Raw genomic sequence first — 16,387 nt, 5'->3', positions numbered from 1 at the left:
CCCTTAGCGCTGGTAGACTCTGGGCATGGGCAGCTTCCATTTTTCGTAGATGGGCAGGAGCTTCCCCTGTTCCGCCAGGGCGCGCATCCCCTGTTCGAAGGCGTCCCGCAGTTCCCGACCGCGCGGGCTTGCGGAGAAGACGGGGGCGTATTGGCGGAAGCCGACGGACTCGATGCGGAAGTTTCCGGAGTCGAGGGGCGGCTGGTAGGCGTTCACGGTTTCCGTGATCAGATGGTAATCGTCGATGTAGCAATCCGAGGATTCGCGGACCACCCGCTTCAGGGCCTCGGTGCCGGTCGTGGTTTCGTCGAACTGCACCGGAACCGGAAAATCGTGCGGCGAATAGTAGCCCAGCCGCCACACCAGCCGTTTGTTCTCCAGGGACGCCACGCCGTTCCAGTGCGGAAAGGTCCTGCTCAGGAACAGGGCGTGGAACTCCCCCTCGTACATGGGCAGCCGTGCGAGTTCGAGACCGTCCTCGGCCTTGGCCTGGCAGGTGTAGATGTCGGCCTGCCCTTCGCGCACCATGATCAGCCCCCTCTTGGCCGGTGTCTCCAGGTGCCTGACCGTGTCCCCGCGCCGGGTGAAAACGGCGTTCATCAAATCATGGTAGAGACCCCGGCCGTCGGGTCCCGTAAAGCCTTCCCAATACGGCGAGACGGTGATTACCTCCCCGGCGAAGGCGCTGAACGAGGGAATCAGGGCGAACAGGACGGCGGACAGGAGCAGGGCGTGGAGGCGTGGTCTGGTCATGGGACAGCACCATACCCGACCGCAGCGCTCCGAACAAGTGAAAACAAGGCGTTCGGCAGGGAATGCGTACGGGCTTGCGCCCGAGGGCGCTCCGTGTTTTTGTCGCTGTCGGTGGTCACGGCATAGGCGCATGCATGAAGCCTTGTTGGCCCGACCGGAATAATCAACCATACGCCCGGGAGGGCATCCATGCGGGACAGATATGAGCGGGCCGTGCAGATTGTATCCCTGTTGGACCTGACCTCGCTCTCCGGAACCGAGAGCGAGGCGGACATCGATGCGCTCTGCGCCAAGGCCGTCGGGCCGTGCGGCCATGTGGCCGCCCTGTGCGTCTTCGCCAGGCACCTGCCGCGCGTCGCGGAGAATCTGATCCGGATGGGCCTGATCGGCGTCGAGGCTGCCACGGTGGTCAATTTTCCAGCCGGCCGGCTTGATCCGACGGTCGCCGCGGATGAGATTCGAGCGGCATTGGGACTCGGCGCCACGGAAATCGATCTCGTTTTCCCCTACGCCGCCTTTCTCGAAGGACGCGAGTCCGACGTGCGCGGCTTTATGGTCGAGTGCCGCGCGGCCTGTCCCGTGCGGCTCAAGGTCATCCTGGAGAGCGGGGTCCTGGCGCGGTCGGACGTGATCCGGGCGGCCAGCCGTCTGGCCCTGGACTGCGGCGCGGATTTCCTGAAGACATCCACGGGCAAGGCGGCGGTGCACGCCACGCCCGAGGCGGCCATGGTCATGCTCGAAACCATCGCCGAGAGAGGCGGCACGGCCGGATTCAAGGCCTCGGGCGGGTTGCGCACCATGGCCGACGCCCTGGCCTATCTTGAACTGGCCGAGGACATCCTCGGCCCCGGCTGGGTCGGCCCGCGCACGTTCCGCTTCGGGGCCAGCGGCCTGCTGGACGACGTGCTGGCCGTGGCCGCCGCGGGAGGGGCTGCGTGCGCCGCGCCTGCCTGATTGTGCTCGATTCCCTGGGCGTGGGCGGGGCTCCCGACGCGGCCCGCTTCGGCGACCAGGGGGCCGACACGCTGGGGCACATCGCCCGGGCCTGCGCCCGCGGGTTGGCCGACGATGGCCGCTTAGGGCCCCTGCGCCTGCCGAACCTGTGCGCCATGGGGCTGGGCCTGGCCGCAGGGCTTGCCACGGGATGCGTCCCCGACGGCCTGGCCCCGGCCGGTTCCGTCACGGCCGCGTACGGCTGCGCCACCGAGATCAGCCGCGGCAAGGATACGCCCAGCGGGCATTTCGAGATGACGGGGGCCCCCGTGCTCTTTGACTGGGGCTATTTCGAGCCCGCCGAGGAGTCTGTCCCGCTGGCGCTGTTGGACGAACTTTCGTCGCGCGCGGGCCTGCCCGGAGTGCTCGGCAACTGCAAGGCCTCGGGCACCGAGATTCTGGTTCGTCTGGGCGAGGAGCACCTGCGCACGGGCAAGCCCATCGTCTACACGTCCGCAGACTCGGTCCTGCAGATCGCGGCCCATGAAACCCGTTTCGGGCTGGAGCGGTTGCTGGCGGTCTGCGCCGTGGCCCGGACCCTGGTCGACGGCCTGCGCATCGCCCGCGTCATCGCCCGGCCCTTTGTCGGCGAGGATGCGGCGACGTTCAGGCGCACCGGCAATCGCCGAGACTTCTCCATCCCGGCCCCGACGCCGACCCTCCTCGACGGTCTGGCCGAGGCCGGCGCAGCGGTCTTGTGCGTGGGCAAGGTTGCGGATATTTTCGCCCATCGCGGCGTGACGCGCAGCATCCGCGCCCACGGCCAGGACGGCCTCATGGACGCGACCCTCGCGGCCTGGGACGGGGCCGGGGACAGGACCCTCGTGGTGACGAATTTCGTTGATTTTGATTCCGTTCACGGCCATCGTCGGGATGTGGCCGGGTACGCCCGCGCGCTGGAATCCTTCGACGCCCGCCTGCCCGAGTTGCTCCGGCGGCTTGCGCCCGGCGACCTGTGCATCCTGACGGCGGACCACGGCTGCGACCCCACCTGGGCCGGCACGGACCACACCCGCGAGCGGGTGCCAGTTTTGGCCACGGCCCCCGGAATCGCATCCGGGAGCATCGGGGTGCGCCCCACGCTGGCCGACATCGGCGCGACGCTGGCCGGCTTTTTCGGTCTGTCCGGCACCGGTTACGGCAGGCCGTTTCTCGACGGGGACGGCCTGCGCATACTCCCTTGAGGTATCTTCATGAACTTGCAGTGCAGTCCCGACCCGTGCAGCCTCTCCGAGAGGGCCAAACCCACGCTCATCAGGATCATGGTCTGGGGCGGCGTCTTCGGGGTGGTTTTCATCCTGCGGTCATTTTTCCTGCTGCTCTTTTTGACCTTCGTCTTCGGCTACGTGCAGAACCGCGGCGTGAACCGCCTGCAGAACCTGATTCCGCACCGCGCCACGCGCGTGGTGCTGGTCACGACGCTCTTTCTCGGTGTGCTGGTTGCCGTTGGCGTCTTTCTCGTGCCCCGAGCCAAGGACCAGACGGTCCTTTTCGTCACGCAGCTGCCGCAGTACGTCCAGCGCCTGGACCAGGAACTCGGAGCCCTCGGTGAACGCTACCCGCTCATGGCCAACGCCATCCCGGAGCTGGGAGCCAGCGGGGAACACGGCACGTCGGTCATGGGCAAGTCCAGGGTCGCGGCCCTGCTGCAGCAGGTCTTCAATCTGGCCGAGCACCCCGAGGGACAGAACAAGGTCAACCAGCTCCTCGACCTCGTGCGGGGCGTGGGCGGGCGCGTCGCGGCCATCGCCTCGGCCTTTCTGCTGGCCTTGCTCTTTTCCTTCCTCATCGTCCTCGATCTGCCGCGCCTGAGTTCCAGCGTGCGTTCCCTGGAGACATCCAGGCTCGATTTCGTCTACCGGGAGGTGGCCGGCAGCATCCGCGATTTCGCCACGGTCCTGGGCAAGTCCCTGGAGGCGCAGTTCGTCATCGCCGTGTTGAACGCCATCCTGACGGCCGTGGGCGTGTCTTTGCTGGGACTTGGTTCGAGCATGGCATTTCTGACGGTCATCGTCTTTCTGTGCAGCTTCATTCCCGTCCTGGGCGTTTTCATCAGTTCCGTGCCCATCTGCCTCATCGCCCTGCAGGCGTCGGGCCTGACGACCATGCTCCTGGCCATCGTCATGATCACGGTCATCCACCTCATCGAGGGGTACGTGCTGAACCCGAGGATCTACGGCTCCTACATGCGCATCAACCCGGTCATCGTGCTCTTCATCCTGACCATCGGGGCCAAGCTTTTCCATATCTGGGGACTGATTCTGGGCGTGCCCATCTGCACATACATCTTCGGGCACGTCATCCAACGTTCTCAATCAGACGAAAAGGTTGCCGAGTCGGCGCCTTCGGAGCCGGCGCAGGGCTGAACCCCCGGCAATGAACCGGTCCTGTGCGGCGAGCGCCGCGGACCGCAAGGACATGAACACGATTTGCAGGAGGAGAGCGTGAACAAGGGGCCCATCATCGTGATCGTCGAGGAGGCGTGCCTGTCCCGCAATGTGCTGGTCAAGGCCTTGCGGGCCTGGGGGTACGGCTGCGCGCTGGCGGAGTCCGAGGAAACGGCCTGGGCCGCGCTCAAGGCCGCCGCGGAACCGAGGATCGTCCTGGCCGACTGGCACGCCGACTTTCTGGACTGCGAGGAGTTTTTCAGCCGCCTGCGCTCCGACGAGTCCCTGCGTGGCGCCTTTGTCATGGGCGGTGTGCCGCGCGGGGCGGTGGGCGCCATCCGGCGCTGCATCGCCGCCGGAGCCGACGACTACGTCTCCAGACCCTACGATCTCGACGATGTGCGGCTGCGGCTGCACAACGCAGCGAAGATGATGGGACGTGCCCCCCGTGGGCCCGTTTTCCCTCAGGACTGAGACCTTCCCGGGATCGAGCAGCCGGCCGGCGCCACGTCGGCAGTCACGACCGTCCGCTTCCACGACACGTCAACGCCAAGCCGCAGCGATTCGGCCTGCGCTGTGAGAGTGCCTTTCGCCCTCCTGACTTTCATCATTTGAGTCCAGGCCTTTCATGATTTATGTGTTGACGTCTTCCGTGCCATAGCCGCGTCATGCGCTTGGCAGGAAAATCCGATGCGCGGGCGGGCCTTATCCGCACACGGGTGGCGGAGGAGCACCACGATCCCCGCTCCGTTCCCGTTGCGGGGAACGTGGCTGGCGTTGGGGCGGGCAGAACTTCCTCATGCCCGCCGTTTCGATTCGGTACGTGTTATCCTTGTTGTGGGGCGCATTTCAGGGCGCGGTGGATGGACGCAATGAGGTCCTTGACCTTGAACGGCTTCGGGAAGAAGTCGTGCACATCCCCACGGAACGCCTCCATGGCCGTATTGAGGTGCGCGAAGGCAGTGATCATTATGACGCGAACGTCCGGGTGCTTCTCCTTGATGGAGCGCAGGACTTCCATGCCGTCAATGCCTTTCATTTTCAGGTCCGTCACGACTACGTCGAAGGGGGTCTCGTCGAGACGTTCCAGTGCCGGAGCGGCGCTCAGGAACGTCTCCACGGCAAAGCCTTCGCGCTGCAGGTGCATTTTGGTCACATCGACCACGATCTTCTCATCGTCGATGACCATGATTCTCGGGGTGCTCATTGCTGATCCTCCTGTGACGACGGCGCGTTCATCTTGTGCGACGGGAGGTCGATGGTGAAGATCGAACCCCCGCTCGGAGCGTTTTCGGCCCTGATTCTTCCGCCGTGGTTTTTGATGATGCCATAGCTGACGGAGAGGCCGAGCCCTGTGCCGTCCACTCCTTTGGTACTGAAGAACGGATCGAAGATGTGCGGCAGCAGTTCCGGCGGGATGCCCTTGCCCGTGTCGCTGATCCTGACGGCCATGAAATCATCGGTTTCCCCCCGCCGCGTCGCGATGCGCAACCGCCCGCCCGGCCCCATGGCTTGTATGGCGTTGGTGATGATGTTCACGAGAACTTGATGAATTTGGTTCACATCAACGAAGACGGGCAGGAGGGTGTCGTCCAGGTCGAATTCGACTTCGATGTTGGAGACATCGAGCATGTTCCGCACCAGGCGCATGGTCCCGGTCAGAATCTCGTTCAGGGAAACCATGCGCTGATCCGCCTTCTTCGGTTTTGAGAAATCCAACAGCCCGACGACTATCTGCCTGATCCGTTCGACTTCCATCCCGACCTTGCGCATGAAATCGACATGATCCTCCGGGCTGAGGTCCCCGTACAGCGTCTCGAACGTTTCGGCGAGCATGGAGATGTTGTTCAGGGGGTTGGTGATCTCGTGAGCCACGCCTGCGGTCAGCGTGCCAATGGACGCCAGCTTCTTGGATTGAAGGAGCTCGCTTTCCCGGGAACGCAACTCCTCGGACATGGAGTTCATGGCATGGATGACCGAGCCGAGTTCGTCGTTGGGAACCGGACCCTCGATGCGTCGGAAGCGCCCCCTGGAGATGGAGCCTGCCAAGTCCGCCACCGCTCGCAGAGAGCGCAGGATGCGAGAGAAGACCAGCGGGCCGGCGAGAACCGCCGTGATCAGGATGGCCAGGAACGAGACGAACATCCGTTGCTTGGAGGCGTTGATGATACGGTTGACGTCCTCCCGTTCTACCCGAATCAGGTGTTCGGAGAACTCCCGCAGGCGTCGTCCGGCTTCGCGCAGGGCCGTTTCCGCACTTTCGTCCCGTGCGCCGGCGTGGGCCGTCGCATCGGCGATGTTTGCGTATTCGGCGAGATAGGTGCGTAGCGTGGCGATGTTATCAGGTCCCGTCGGACTGAGGATGTCGGGTTTGACCTGGTCAAGGATGCTCTTGATGCTCCGGGTCTTCTCCGTGATCTCGTTCAGGGCCCGACTGTCGTCGAACAGCAGGTAGTTCTTTTCGGCCAGGCGCATTTCGAGGAAGGAAGCGTTCAGATCGTCCGCCAGTTCCACGAACTTCAGCCTGGCGATGACGGCGTTCATGTCGTGGGCCGCGAAGGCCGACATGAGGATGATGAGACCAATAGTCAGCACGGCACTGCTGACGAGCTTCTGTTTAATCTTCATCGCCCCCCCATTCGATGCATCGCGGGGTTCCCGCCTGCTCGAACCTGACCGGCCAGTACCATGCCGTTCCATCGCAGATCATGAGCAGGCCCGAGATGATGAGGATCGCATCGAAGAAAGTCAGTGGCCCGATGTCGAAATAGCGGAGCAGACCGATACCCAGGCAGGATACGCTGACGCCGGTGCGCAGGAGCGACAGCCCGGTTCGCGCCCGCGCCGCGACTGTGCGGTAGCAACCGCAGACCGTGCGCTGGGCTGCCAGGACATTGCGTTCGCGGGCGAGGTGAATGCGTTCCCGGAAACCCGATTTCGTGTCGAGGATCGTCGAGTGCAGAGTCAGGAAGTCCCCAAGTCGGCCGAGCATGGTGGGCTTGTCGGGCTCGAACGGTGTGAAGGGGACCGCCGGCTTTTCCTCGATGTCGTGAAAGGTCTCCAAAAATTGGATGGTGGCAGCGGTCGTCTCGACCAGCGTCTGGAGTGGCGGGAGCGAAGATTCGGGCCTTCGTACCTGGAAATAGGACCAGAAGCTTGCGCCTGCGACGGCCAGGCCTGCGGCCAGAGTCGCCCAGAGCACGAACTGTGGGGCGTGGGCGCCGGGGGTGCGCATCAGCGCGTTGGACAGGGCGACCAGGCCGAGGCCCCAACGCATGATGTTGAGGCTGGTTCGTGCCCTGGCCATGTCCGTGCGGTAGCAGGCCATCTTGGTGCGCCAGTGGGCCATGGTGTTTCGCCAGAAAGCGAGCATGGTGCGTTCGGCACCGATCTGTTTTCCGGAGGAGCGTCGAAGCAGGTCTTCTACGAACCAGCGAATGTCCCGGCGCAGGGCGACACGCCACTGGATTTCCTTGCCTGGGAAATGCTCGGCGACTTCCTTCGCGGTGCAGGGATCGCCCGGGGCGCAGGATGCGACGACGACGGCACCTCCGTCCGTAACCGCGCAGGGGAACCAGCGGCCGTCGGCGAGCAGCGCGTGGTCGATCTCCCGGACCAGTTCGGGAGGAACACATAGGCGCTCGTCGTAGGAGACGGAGGCGAGTCCGTGATGGCGGGCCAGGGCTTCGAGGATGTCCGAGGCGGGAACGCCCGCCTCAAGGAGGGCGTCACCGAGGTCGCGGCCGCAGTCTGTCTGCTCCATCAGGGCGGACATGGACCGTGTATCGAGCCTGCCTGCTGCCAGCCCGGCGAAGGGTTCGGGGATGTGCCTCGTGCGGGGGGTGTCAGTCGGCATCGCTGAAAACCGCCTTCGGCCATTCACAGACCGGTGTCGCGTAGTCGGGGAGGGCGATGTCCATATCGGCGGAGCAGTACGGCAGCCGCTTTCTCATCCGGTCCGAAGGGATATACCAGTACAACCCATCGGCCACGAGCAGGACGCCCAGGACGAGAACGAATGTTTCCAGGATGGTCCAGTAGGGATTGGCCGTCCCGAAGGAGGCCAGAAGACCCAGTCCCACCGCGGTGAAGTTCATGCCCGTGCGGATGAACGACAGGCCGGTTCTGGACCTGGCCAGGTGGGTGCGCAGTCGGGCCATGACGTTGCGGCGCTCCGCCAGGAGCGTACGCTCCAGGGCCAGCCCGGTGGAGCCCCAGATGCCGGGCTTGCCGCCGGACAAGGGTTCGGGCCTGACGTTGTTTTCCGCGTTCTCCGGTTTGTGGGGAAGGACCAGACTCCATGCCGTGTCACGGCATTCGGCGCCCCGAATGGCCGCGATGCTTTCGCGGCCGGCTCGGCGTCCGGGGAAATACCAGTACAGACCCTCCAGGGTCATGATCACGCCAACAGCGATGAGCGACAGGGCGAGGTAGTCCCATTGCCCCTGATGGAACTGTCGCGCCAAGGCGGAACCGATGCCGGCCAGAGCTACGCCCGTGCGTCCCAGGGCCATGCCCGTGCGCGACTTGGCCATGAGGGTCCGGAAGTAGGCCAGAAGGGTGCGCTCCTCGGCCAGATTTGTCCTGTCCAGGGCCAGAAAGCGGCGGCGCATGACCGGGGTCAGGGTGTCCCAGGAGGAGCGCATGGCCTCGGCGCCGGCGACGGGCGCAGAACGTTCGAAGACAGGAAGCATGTCTACCAGCTTCACACCGAGGACCGTAACGCCGCGCCCGGGATCGGGTAGCCCGCGCGTCAGACGCCGTCCTGACAGCCGTCTCGCGGGGAGGTACCAGAGGAACCCTTCGATCATCAGGAAGACGCCCGCGCAGAGGAGTGCAAGTTCGATGAAGGATGTCCAGCCGAGCCCGAAGACGCGGATCAGGAGCAGCACGGCGGTGACGAAGGCCAGACCTGTGCGGAACATGGCCAGGCCGGTTCGCCCTTTGGCGAAAACAGTGCGGCGGCTGACCAGCAGGGAGCGCCTGTTGGCGAGGTACGTTCTGACCTTGGCCAGGGTGGTCCTGTTGGCCGAGGATGGGAAGCCCGGATTGACGTCCTCGTTGTTATAGATGGTCTTGGCGAGGTCTTCAGGGGAGATGCGCACAAACTCGATTTGTTCGGCGTCGAGGGTGCGTCGGATATTTTCGCCCACGGCGGGGTCCTCGGGCGCAATCGCCGCAACCCTTGCCGTGCCGTCCTGCATGGACAGGGGCACCCATCCCTCGGTTTTCAGCCGTTCCAGATCGACGCGGCAGAGCAGGGCGCGGGGGATGAGCAGTGCTTCATCGTAGACGATGGTCCTGACGTCGTCGGGGACAAATCGGCGCGGTTCGAGCCTGGCGTCCCGTTCCCGGTGCATGGCGGTGCCGCCCGACAGATCGAGGTAACTGAGTGATTTTTCTTCCATGATGATAGTGTGTCGTTGAGCAAGGGGCCGCTGGAATCCGTTAGCCGAAAGTTGTTGGCGCGGGGTCCGTTGGCGTGTGCGCAGGCCGACCCTGCGCGTTTGTTTGCTCCTCGCATCGGGACATGTCAATGAATCTGGCGGGATGGAGGCCGCGTATGCTTCATGTCTGGATACTGCGCGGGCTCGTAGCGATCGTTTTCGACCAGTCCAAACGATGTTCGTAAGGTGGATGTTTTTCGACGTTTTGACGTGGCAGGGTGAAATTTCAGAGCGTCGCTGACCAGAAGAGGGCGTTTTTCTGGATGGCCATGTTCATTTCCGGCTGTATGAACTCGTGGCCCGCATCGACAAAGGGCAGGTATTCGATGTTCGCCTCCAGGGGGTGCAGCGAGCCGCCCCGGATTTTGGGGAAGAGGTTCTTGCGGGCCGGGGCGAGGCGGCCGAGGACTACGGGGACGGCCTGGAAAGCTTCTTTCTGCGGCAGTGTGACGGGATGCAGCGGGGTCTTCGGCAGCGTCTCCAGCACCGGGGCGTCGGGCTGGTAGAGGCTGACCTGGGCGCTCAGGTTCAGGAAGAGTTCCGGCCTGATCTTGAAGGCCGGGACCCGGAAGGAGAAGGCCGTTGATTCCATCCAGGGCAGCAGGGCCCTGGGCAGGTTGGTCAGCCGGATCAGGTCGGCCCAGGTCTCCAGGCGGAAGCCCTTGGCGCGGAAGCGCAGGTTCCAGAAGGGCAGGTACAGGGCCGGCTGCTCCGGCGTCTGCAGGAAGTGCGGCGTGACGCGCGACCCGCCCTCGGGGCCGGGCTCCCAGGCCGTGTCGCAGTGGGGGCAGGTCTGGACCAGGCTGCTGCGCTCGCCGACCAGATCCCAACCGCACTGGGGGCACAGCGTCGAGGAGAAGCGCAGGTGGCTGCACGCCTTTTCGAGCCGGGTCTCGTCGATGCAGGCCGGCCCGAGGAGCTTGCCCGTGAGGCCGTCCACGAGGTTCTTGCCCTGGAAGACCGGCAGATGGATCAGGGACATGACATCGCCGACGCAGGCCGTGAGGCTGGGGCCGGACGCCGTGGCCAGGCCGGGAACGGCCTTGAGCAGCCTGGCCTTGAAGTCTCCGTTGCCGAAGGCCGGCGCCAGGAAGAGGCCAAGCGTGGTCGGTTCGACAAAGGACAGTTTCATGGCCTGGGTGCGCAGGCCCAGGGACGGGGGCAGGGCCGGCATGTCCACGGCCAGCAGGCTCGAATCGATGATCTTGTGGCGCAGTGCCTGCGGGTCGAGGACGAAGGCGTTGCCCCGGAAGCGCCAGTATGGGACGTAGACGAGTGTGTCCGGGCTTTCGATGCGCGGCTTCATGCAGTAGCTGAAAGGCCCGTCCGAGTGGATGAAGAGGCGGACCTGACAGAACGGACAGGCAAAGATCCTGTCCGTTTCGTCAAGCTCGACCGGCGCGCCGCACTGCGGGCATTGATGGGAGAGCAGGGCCTCGGTCATGCTCAGGCCATGCGCTCACCGCAGTGGTTGCAGAACGTGGACGAGGCCAGGTTCTCCTGGCCGCAGGACGGGCACTTGACCGTCTCGCGGGCGCTTCCGGCCGGCTGGCCGCAGCGCGGGCAGAAGCGCGTGCCCGGCGCGAGGTTCTTGCCGCAGCCGCGGCACTGCTCGAAGACCACGAGCTGATGGCCGCAGGACGGGCAGAATCTGTCGTCCTGGCGGATGGGCTGGTGGCATTCGGGGCACTGCAGGCCCGGGGCCTGCGGCGCCTGGGGCGCCTGCGCCGTCTGGCCGGCCATCTGCATGGCCTGGGCCATGAGGGCCGGCATCATGAAGCCCACGCCCATGCCCATGGCATCCCCGGACGCGCCGGGGTTGGCGGCGGCCTTCTCCATGGCGCTGGCGGCCTTGAGCTGCATGAGCTTGTTCATGTCCTCGAACATGCCGAGCTTGGTCTTGTCGTCCATGGCCTTCTGGACTTCGGGCGGCGGCGTGATGGCGTTGATGTAGAGCTGGTTCAGGGACAGGCCGAAGTGGCGGAAATCATCCTGCAGGCGCTGGCGCAGGCCGTCGGACCACGACTCGTAGCGGCTGGGCAGGTTCAGGATGGTGTCCATGTTCTCGCCGAGGAAGTCGTTGAAGCGCGAGACGATGACCTTGCCGAGGTATTCGCTCAGGTCGGCCACGGAGAAGGAGGCCATGGTGCCCACCAGGGAATTGATGAACAGCAGGGGCTGCACGACCTGGATGTTGAACATGCCGTAGGCCCGCAGGCGGATGAGCCCCAGTTCCGAGTCCTTGAAGGCCACGGGCTCCCGCGTGCCCCACTTCAGGTTCGGGAAGACCTTGGTGTTGATCATGTAGGCTTCGGCCCGCAGGGGACTTTCCAGACCCCAGGGGATGCCCATGATCTTGTTCAGGATGGGGATGTTGGCGGTCTTGAGGGTGTGCCGGCCGGGGCCGAAGACGTGCACGGCCTTGCCGTTGTAGAAGAAGATGCCGGCCTGGGACTCGCGCACGACCATCTGCGCGCCGTATTTGATCTCGCCGGACCCTTCCTGGGGGAAGCGGCGGGCGATTTCCTGTCCGCTGTCGTCAAACCATTCGATGAGTTCAAGAAAGAAGACATTGTTGGCGCCCATGGGCCCTCCGTGGCTGCGGTGTCGATCGGGCTTCCTTAGGACGAATCCCTTGCAATTACAACTTGGGACCCTTAGTGAACAGGGCACAATCCATGGAGGTCTTCATGCACACCGGCAAGGAAATCATGTCCGCGGCCGACATCGAGCGCTGCCTCGACCGCCTGGCCTGCCAGATCCTGGAACAGGTTCCCGAGCACGAATCCATCGCCCTGGTGGGCATCCAACGCCGCGGCGCGGACCTCGCGGCCAGGCTGTGCAACCTGCTGTCGGAGCGCGCCGGCCAGAGCCTGCCCTGCGGCGAGCTGGACATCAACCTCTACCGCGACGACTGGACCACATCCAAGTCCACCCCGAACATCAACGCCACGCGCATCGATTTTCCCGTCGAGGACAAGACCATCATCCTCATCGACGACGTCCTCTTCACCGGCCGGACCATCCGCAGTGCCCTGGAGGCCATCCTCGACTTCGGCCGGCCGCGGTGCGTCAAGCTCCTGGTCCTCATCGACCGCGGGCACCGCGAGCTGCCGATCCAGGCCGATTTCACCGGCAAGACCGTGTCCACCGAGCGCGACCGCCAGATCAACGTCTTCCTCAAGGAACGCGACGGCCTGGATCAGGTCGTGCTGAACTGATCTCCCTTCCGCCGCAAACAACGAAGGCCGCCCTCCCTTGTGGGAAAGGCGGCCTTTTTTGCGTGGAAACGACCGGGCTAGATGAGTCCCTTGCCGGCCAAAAAGGCGCGCAGGCTCTCGGCGTTGGCCGGGCTCATGGGCACCAGCGGCAGCCGCAGCTCCAGCTTGATGCGACCCATGAGGGCCAGGGAGGTCTTGGCCGGGATGGGGTTGGTCTCCAGGAACATCATGCGCGAAAAGGGCGCCAGTTCGAAATGCAGCTTCTGCGCCGTGGGCAGGTCGCCGGCGAACCAGGCCGCGCACATGCCGCTCATCTTGTCCGGCAGGATGTTGGAGACCACGGAGATGACGCCGCAGCCGCCTACGGACAGGAGCGGCAGGACCGTGAAGTCGTCGCCCGAGAGAACCTGGAAGTCCGGGCCGCAGTATTCGAGCACCTGGGAGACCTGGTTCAGGTCGCCCGTGGCCTCCTTGATGCCGATGACGTCCTTGATGTCCTTGTTCAGGCGGGCCACGGTGGCCGGCAGGAGGTTCACGCTGGTGCGGCCGGGCACGTTGTAGACGATGAAGGGCATGGACACTTCGGAGGCGATGCGCTTGAAGTGCTGGTACAGGCCCTCCTGGGTCGGCTTGTTGTAGTAGGGGGTGATGAGCAGCGCCCCGTCGGCCCCGGCCTCCTTGGCGTACCGCGTCAGCTCCACGGCCTCGGCCGTGTTGTTGGACCCGGCCCCGGCCAGGACTGGCACCCGCCCTTTGACCTGGTCCACGCAGATGCTGATGACGCGCTTGTGCTCCTCGTGGCTCATGGTCGCGGATTCGCCGGTGGTGCCGCAGGGCACGACGCCGTTGATGCCGCTCTGCACCTGCCATTCGATCAGCTGCCGGTAGGCTTCCTCGTCGATCTGGCCGCCTGAGAACGGAGTGACCAGGGCTGTGAAGGCTCCTTTGAATTGCATCGTTTCCTCCCGGGTTTGGGCTGTGGTTGTTGCGTGTGCCTGGGGGCTTCAGAGGCCCATGGCGGCGGGGCTGAACTCGCCCTGGTAGACGACGGTGGCCTTGCCGCGCAGGAAAATGTCCGATCCGTTCACGGTGATCCCGAGCACCTCTCCGCCGGAGGTGGTCACGCGGGCCGTGGCCCCGCACAGGCCCAGGGCGTGGGCCACGGCCACGGAAGCCGCGGCGCCCGTGCCGCAGGCGTAGGTCTCGTTCTCCACGCCGCGTTCGTAGGTGCGCAGCAGAAGTTCTTCGGGGCCGACCACCTGGATGAAGTTGGCGTTGGTCCCGGCCGGGGCGAAACGCTCGTGGTAGCGCACCTTGGCGCCCAGGCCCCTGACGTCCAGGGCCTTGACGTCGTCCGTGACGATGACGGTGTGGGGCACGCCGGTGTTGGCGAAATGGGCGGTCCGGGTTTCGTCGCCGAGCTGCAGCGGGAAGTTCAGGGTCAGGTCCCGGGCCGGGGTCAGCTGCACCTCGACCTCGCCGGCTTCGGCAAAGACCTTGGCGTGGACGGGGCCGGCGTCGGTGAGCATGAAGTGCTCGGCCGGGGCCATGCCCAGGCGGTGGGCCAGCAGGGTCGCGCAGCGCGAGCCGTTGCCGCACATCTCGGCGCGCGAGCCGTCGGCGTTGAAGAAGTGCCAGCGCGTGGCGGCGCGGCCCGAGTCGTCCGCTTCGAGAAAGATGATGCCGTCGGCGCCGATGCTGAAGGCGTGGGGGCACAGGGCCCTGGCCCAGCCGGGCATGGCGTCGGGGGATATGGAGCGGGCGCGGTTGTCGATGACGATGAAGTCGTTGCCGCTGCCCTGCATCTTGTAGAAGGGCTGGGTGGGCCCGGAGAAAATGGACATGTCGTATCCTTGGGGCAATCTATTATGAGTTTTCCGTTAGGGGGAATCGGCCGAAAATGCAAGAAATTGGCGTGTTACTGGCTGAAGATGGCCTGGATGTCCGGGGCCGAGGCGATGTTGTCGCCCAGGGGCTGGGCCAGGGTCCGGACGGACTGCTCCGGCGCCCACACGACCTTCTCCCCCGGAGCGGGCAGGGCGGGGATGGTCACGGTGTGCACGTTCTTGCCCTTGGTGAAGGCTCGCACCCACAGCACCCGGTTGTCCCGCAGGTACAGCCCCGAGTAGCCCGGGCCTTCGCCCGAGCCCAAAATGATGTCGAACACGGGTTCGACCTTGTCGATGAAGGCGTTTTCCCGCGCCGCGCCCCAGGTGCTTACGCCGATGACGAGGTTGTACTTTCCCTTGGCTCGCAGTTTTTTTGCGTAATCGACCAGCCGCTCCTCCATGGCCGGGTCGGCCCGGCCCGAGTCGGGGAAGAGGACGAAGGCCAGCCGCCCGCCTGGCACGTTCCGTTCGACCAGGGCCGGCTCGTCGAGGGGCGGATGCCATGTGCGCGGGGCCTGCACCTTCGTGCCGCTCAGCACCGCCGCGTCGGCCGGGCTCAGCAGGAAGATGTCGTAGCCCAGCTTGCCGTAGGCCTGCTTGAGCTGTTCCACGGCCGCCGGATGCCGGTCGCCCTCGGTGCCGGGGACTGCGAATTCGTATCCGCCGTCGATGAACACCGCGCCGCCGTTTTCACGGACGGTCTTGAAGAAGGTGGCCCGCCGGGCCAACCCGCCGTAGGACTTGCCCCCTCAGGAGGGGCAGGGCGAGTGCTCGCCGTAGGTGTTGGCGGTGAAGACCAGGGCGGTTTCGGTCCCGGCCGTGGCGGAAAGGGGGGCGGCCGCCATGACCATGAGCAGCGCAGCGAGGAGGAGGTGTTTCATGGGCGTGTTCACATGTTTGATTTGAGGATGGGGCTGCGGGAGATGAGGTCCCGCAACCGGTCGCGGCGCTCCAGAATCTTGCGGGCGATCTCGCGGATGTCCTGGGCGGCCTGGCAGTTGGGGGCGAATTTGAGCAGTGGCACCTGGTGCCGCACGGATTCCGTGACCATGGGGTCGCGGTGGACCGCGCCAAGAAAGTTGACGGGCAGGTTCAGGAAATGCTCGCAGGCCTGGGACAGCCGGGTGAAGGCGTTCTTGGCCTCCTTGTCGGACTCGGCCATGTTGACGACGATCTGGAAGTTGCGGATCTGATGCTGGGTGCAGAGCACCTTTATGAGGGCGTAGCTGTCCGTCAGTGACGTGGGCTCGGGCGTGATGACCACGATGCGCTCCTGCGGCATGGCCGCAAAGGACAGCACCGTGGGGCTGATGCCCGCCCCGAGGTCCAGGAGGAGGAAGTCGTACTGCCGAAAGAGCGCGTCGAGCTTGTCCAGGAGCAGACTCTGCACGTCCTCGTCCAGTTCGACCAGTTCGGCCACGCCCGAGGCCGACGGCAGGAAGACGAACCCGTCCTTGGCCAGGGGTACGACGACGCTCTCTGCGCTCGTGCCGGCCAGGAGGTCCTGGATGTTCTTCTCCGGTGAGAGGCCCAGCAGGACGTCGAGGTTGGCCAGGCCCAGGTCCGCGTCCAGCAGGACCAGGGTCTGCCCCAGTTCGTGCAGGGCGAAGCCCAGGTTCAGGGTCAGGTTGGTCTTGCCCACGCCGCCCTTGCCGCTGGCCACGGAAATGCTGAAAGTCTTGTTCGAGTCGGTCATG

16 protein-coding genes are annotated in these 16,387 nt (G+C 65.1%); 5 read left to right on the top strand and 11 right to left on the bottom strand.

The features are described 5' to 3' along the window. Window positions 1-3: 3 nt before the first annotated feature. Window positions 4-753: a hypothetical protein gene (locus ACYQ3G_RS00950; RefSeq protein ID WP_459821500.1), complete on the bottom strand. Its 750-nt coding sequence runs from the start codon at window positions 751-753 to the stop codon at window positions 4-6. A gap of 189 nt (window positions 754-942) precedes the next feature. Between ACYQ3G_RS00950 and deoC the strand changes: the two genes are divergently transcribed. The 4 genes from deoC (at window position 943) to ACYQ3G_RS00930 (ending at window position 4,607) form a co-directional block, all read left to right on the top strand. Further along, on the top strand, window positions 943-1,707 hold the full coding sequence (deoC, locus tag ACYQ3G_RS00945; protein WP_459821498.1) for a deoxyribose-phosphate aldolase: 765 nt from the start codon (window positions 943-945) through the stop codon (window positions 1,705-1,707). Next, a complete protein-coding gene (locus tag ACYQ3G_RS00940; protein WP_459821496.1) occupies window positions 1,689-2,930 on the top strand; it encodes a phosphopentomutase in 1,242 nt (413 codons plus the stop codon). The genes deoC and ACYQ3G_RS00940 overlap by 19 nt, the downstream gene beginning before the upstream one ends. A gap of 9 nt (window positions 2,931-2,939) precedes the next feature. Further along, the gene (locus tag ACYQ3G_RS00935) at window positions 2,940-4,112 is read left to right on the top strand and encodes an AI-2E family transporter (protein ID WP_459821494.1); all 1,173 of its coding nucleotides are present in this window, start codon (window positions 2,940-2,942) and stop codon (window positions 4,110-4,112) included. A gap of 78 nt (window positions 4,113-4,190) precedes the next feature. Beyond that, window positions 4,191-4,607 carry a response regulator gene (locus tag ACYQ3G_RS00930; RefSeq protein ID WP_459821492.1) on the top strand — a complete coding sequence of 139 codons (417 nt, stop codon included), beginning with the start codon at window positions 4,191-4,193 and terminating at the stop codon, window positions 4,605-4,607. Between the two features lie 352 nt (window positions 4,608-4,959). Here the strand turns inward: ACYQ3G_RS00930 and ACYQ3G_RS00925 are convergent, their stop codons facing one another. The 6 genes from ACYQ3G_RS00925 to ACYQ3G_RS00900 form a co-directional block, all read right to left on the bottom strand. Then, window positions 4,960-5,340 (bottom strand): response regulator, encoded by a 381-nt coding sequence (locus tag ACYQ3G_RS00925; RefSeq protein WP_459821490.1) that lies wholly within the window; start codon window positions 5,338-5,340, stop codon window positions 4,960-4,962. Continuing rightward, window positions 5,337-6,761, bottom strand: a complete 1,425-nt coding sequence (locus tag ACYQ3G_RS00920) for an ATP-binding protein (protein WP_459821488.1) — start codon at window positions 6,759-6,761, stop codon at window positions 5,337-5,339. The genes ACYQ3G_RS00925 and ACYQ3G_RS00920 overlap by 4 nt, the downstream gene beginning before the upstream one ends. Continuing rightward, a complete protein-coding gene (locus tag ACYQ3G_RS00915) occupies window positions 6,751-7,989 on the bottom strand; it encodes a GspE/PulE/PilB domain-containing protein (protein ID WP_459821486.1) in 1,239 nt (412 codons plus the stop codon). The genes ACYQ3G_RS00920 and ACYQ3G_RS00915 overlap by 11 nt, the downstream gene beginning before the upstream one ends. Beyond that, the gene (locus ACYQ3G_RS00910; protein WP_459821483.1) at window positions 7,979-9,541 is read right to left on the bottom strand and encodes a DUF202 domain-containing protein; all 1,563 of its coding nucleotides are present in this window, start codon (window positions 9,539-9,541) and stop codon (window positions 7,979-7,981) included. Before ACYQ3G_RS00910 ends, ACYQ3G_RS00915 begins: the two co-directional genes overlap by 11 nt. Window positions 9,542-9,806: 265 nt before the next feature. Beyond that, window positions 9,807-11,024 carry a TFIIB-type zinc ribbon-containing protein gene (locus ACYQ3G_RS00905; RefSeq protein ID WP_459821481.1) on the bottom strand — a complete coding sequence of 406 codons (1,218 nt, stop codon included), beginning with the start codon at window positions 11,022-11,024 and terminating at the stop codon, window positions 9,807-9,809. Window positions 11,025-11,026: 2 nt separating this feature from the next. Further along, window positions 11,027-12,166 carry an SPFH domain-containing protein gene (locus ACYQ3G_RS00900; protein WP_459821479.1) on the bottom strand — a complete coding sequence of 380 codons (1,140 nt, stop codon included), beginning with the start codon at window positions 12,164-12,166 and terminating at the stop codon, window positions 11,027-11,029. Between the two features lie 104 nt (window positions 12,167-12,270). Here ACYQ3G_RS00900 and pyrR point away from each other — a divergent pair, with 104 nt between their 5' ends. After that, a complete protein-coding gene (pyrR, locus tag ACYQ3G_RS00895) occupies window positions 12,271-12,801 on the top strand; it encodes a bifunctional pyr operon transcriptional regulator/uracil phosphoribosyltransferase PyrR (protein ID WP_459821477.1) in 531 nt (176 codons plus the stop codon). A gap of 77 nt (window positions 12,802-12,878) precedes the next feature. Here pyrR and dapA read toward each other — a convergent pair whose 3' ends face one another. From dapA to ACYQ3G_RS00875, 4 genes are all read right to left on the bottom strand, one after another. After that, on the bottom strand, window positions 12,879-13,757 hold the full coding sequence (dapA, locus tag ACYQ3G_RS00890; RefSeq protein WP_459821475.1) for a 4-hydroxy-tetrahydrodipicolinate synthase: 879 nt from the start codon (window positions 13,755-13,757) through the stop codon (window positions 12,879-12,881). Between the two features lie 48 nt (window positions 13,758-13,805). Next, window positions 13,806-14,645, bottom strand: a complete 840-nt coding sequence (dapF, locus tag ACYQ3G_RS00885; RefSeq protein WP_459821473.1) for a diaminopimelate epimerase — start codon at window positions 14,643-14,645, stop codon at window positions 13,806-13,808. 74 nt (window positions 14,646-14,719) lie between these two features. Next, window positions 14,720-15,571, bottom strand: a complete 852-nt coding sequence (locus tag ACYQ3G_RS00880) for a UshA-like (seleno)protein family 2 (protein ID WP_459821471.1) — start codon at window positions 15,569-15,571, stop codon at window positions 14,720-14,722. 8 nt (window positions 15,572-15,579) lie between these two features. Continuing rightward, window positions 15,580-16,386 (bottom strand): MinD/ParA family protein, encoded by an 807-nt coding sequence (locus ACYQ3G_RS00875; RefSeq protein WP_028577651.1) that lies wholly within the window; start codon window positions 16,384-16,386, stop codon window positions 15,580-15,582. Between the last annotated feature and the right edge of the window lies 1 nt (window position 16,387).

Source organism: Desulfomicrobium salsuginis (genome assembly GCF_054657795.1).
This window is presented reverse-complemented; position numbering and strand designations above follow the sequence as displayed.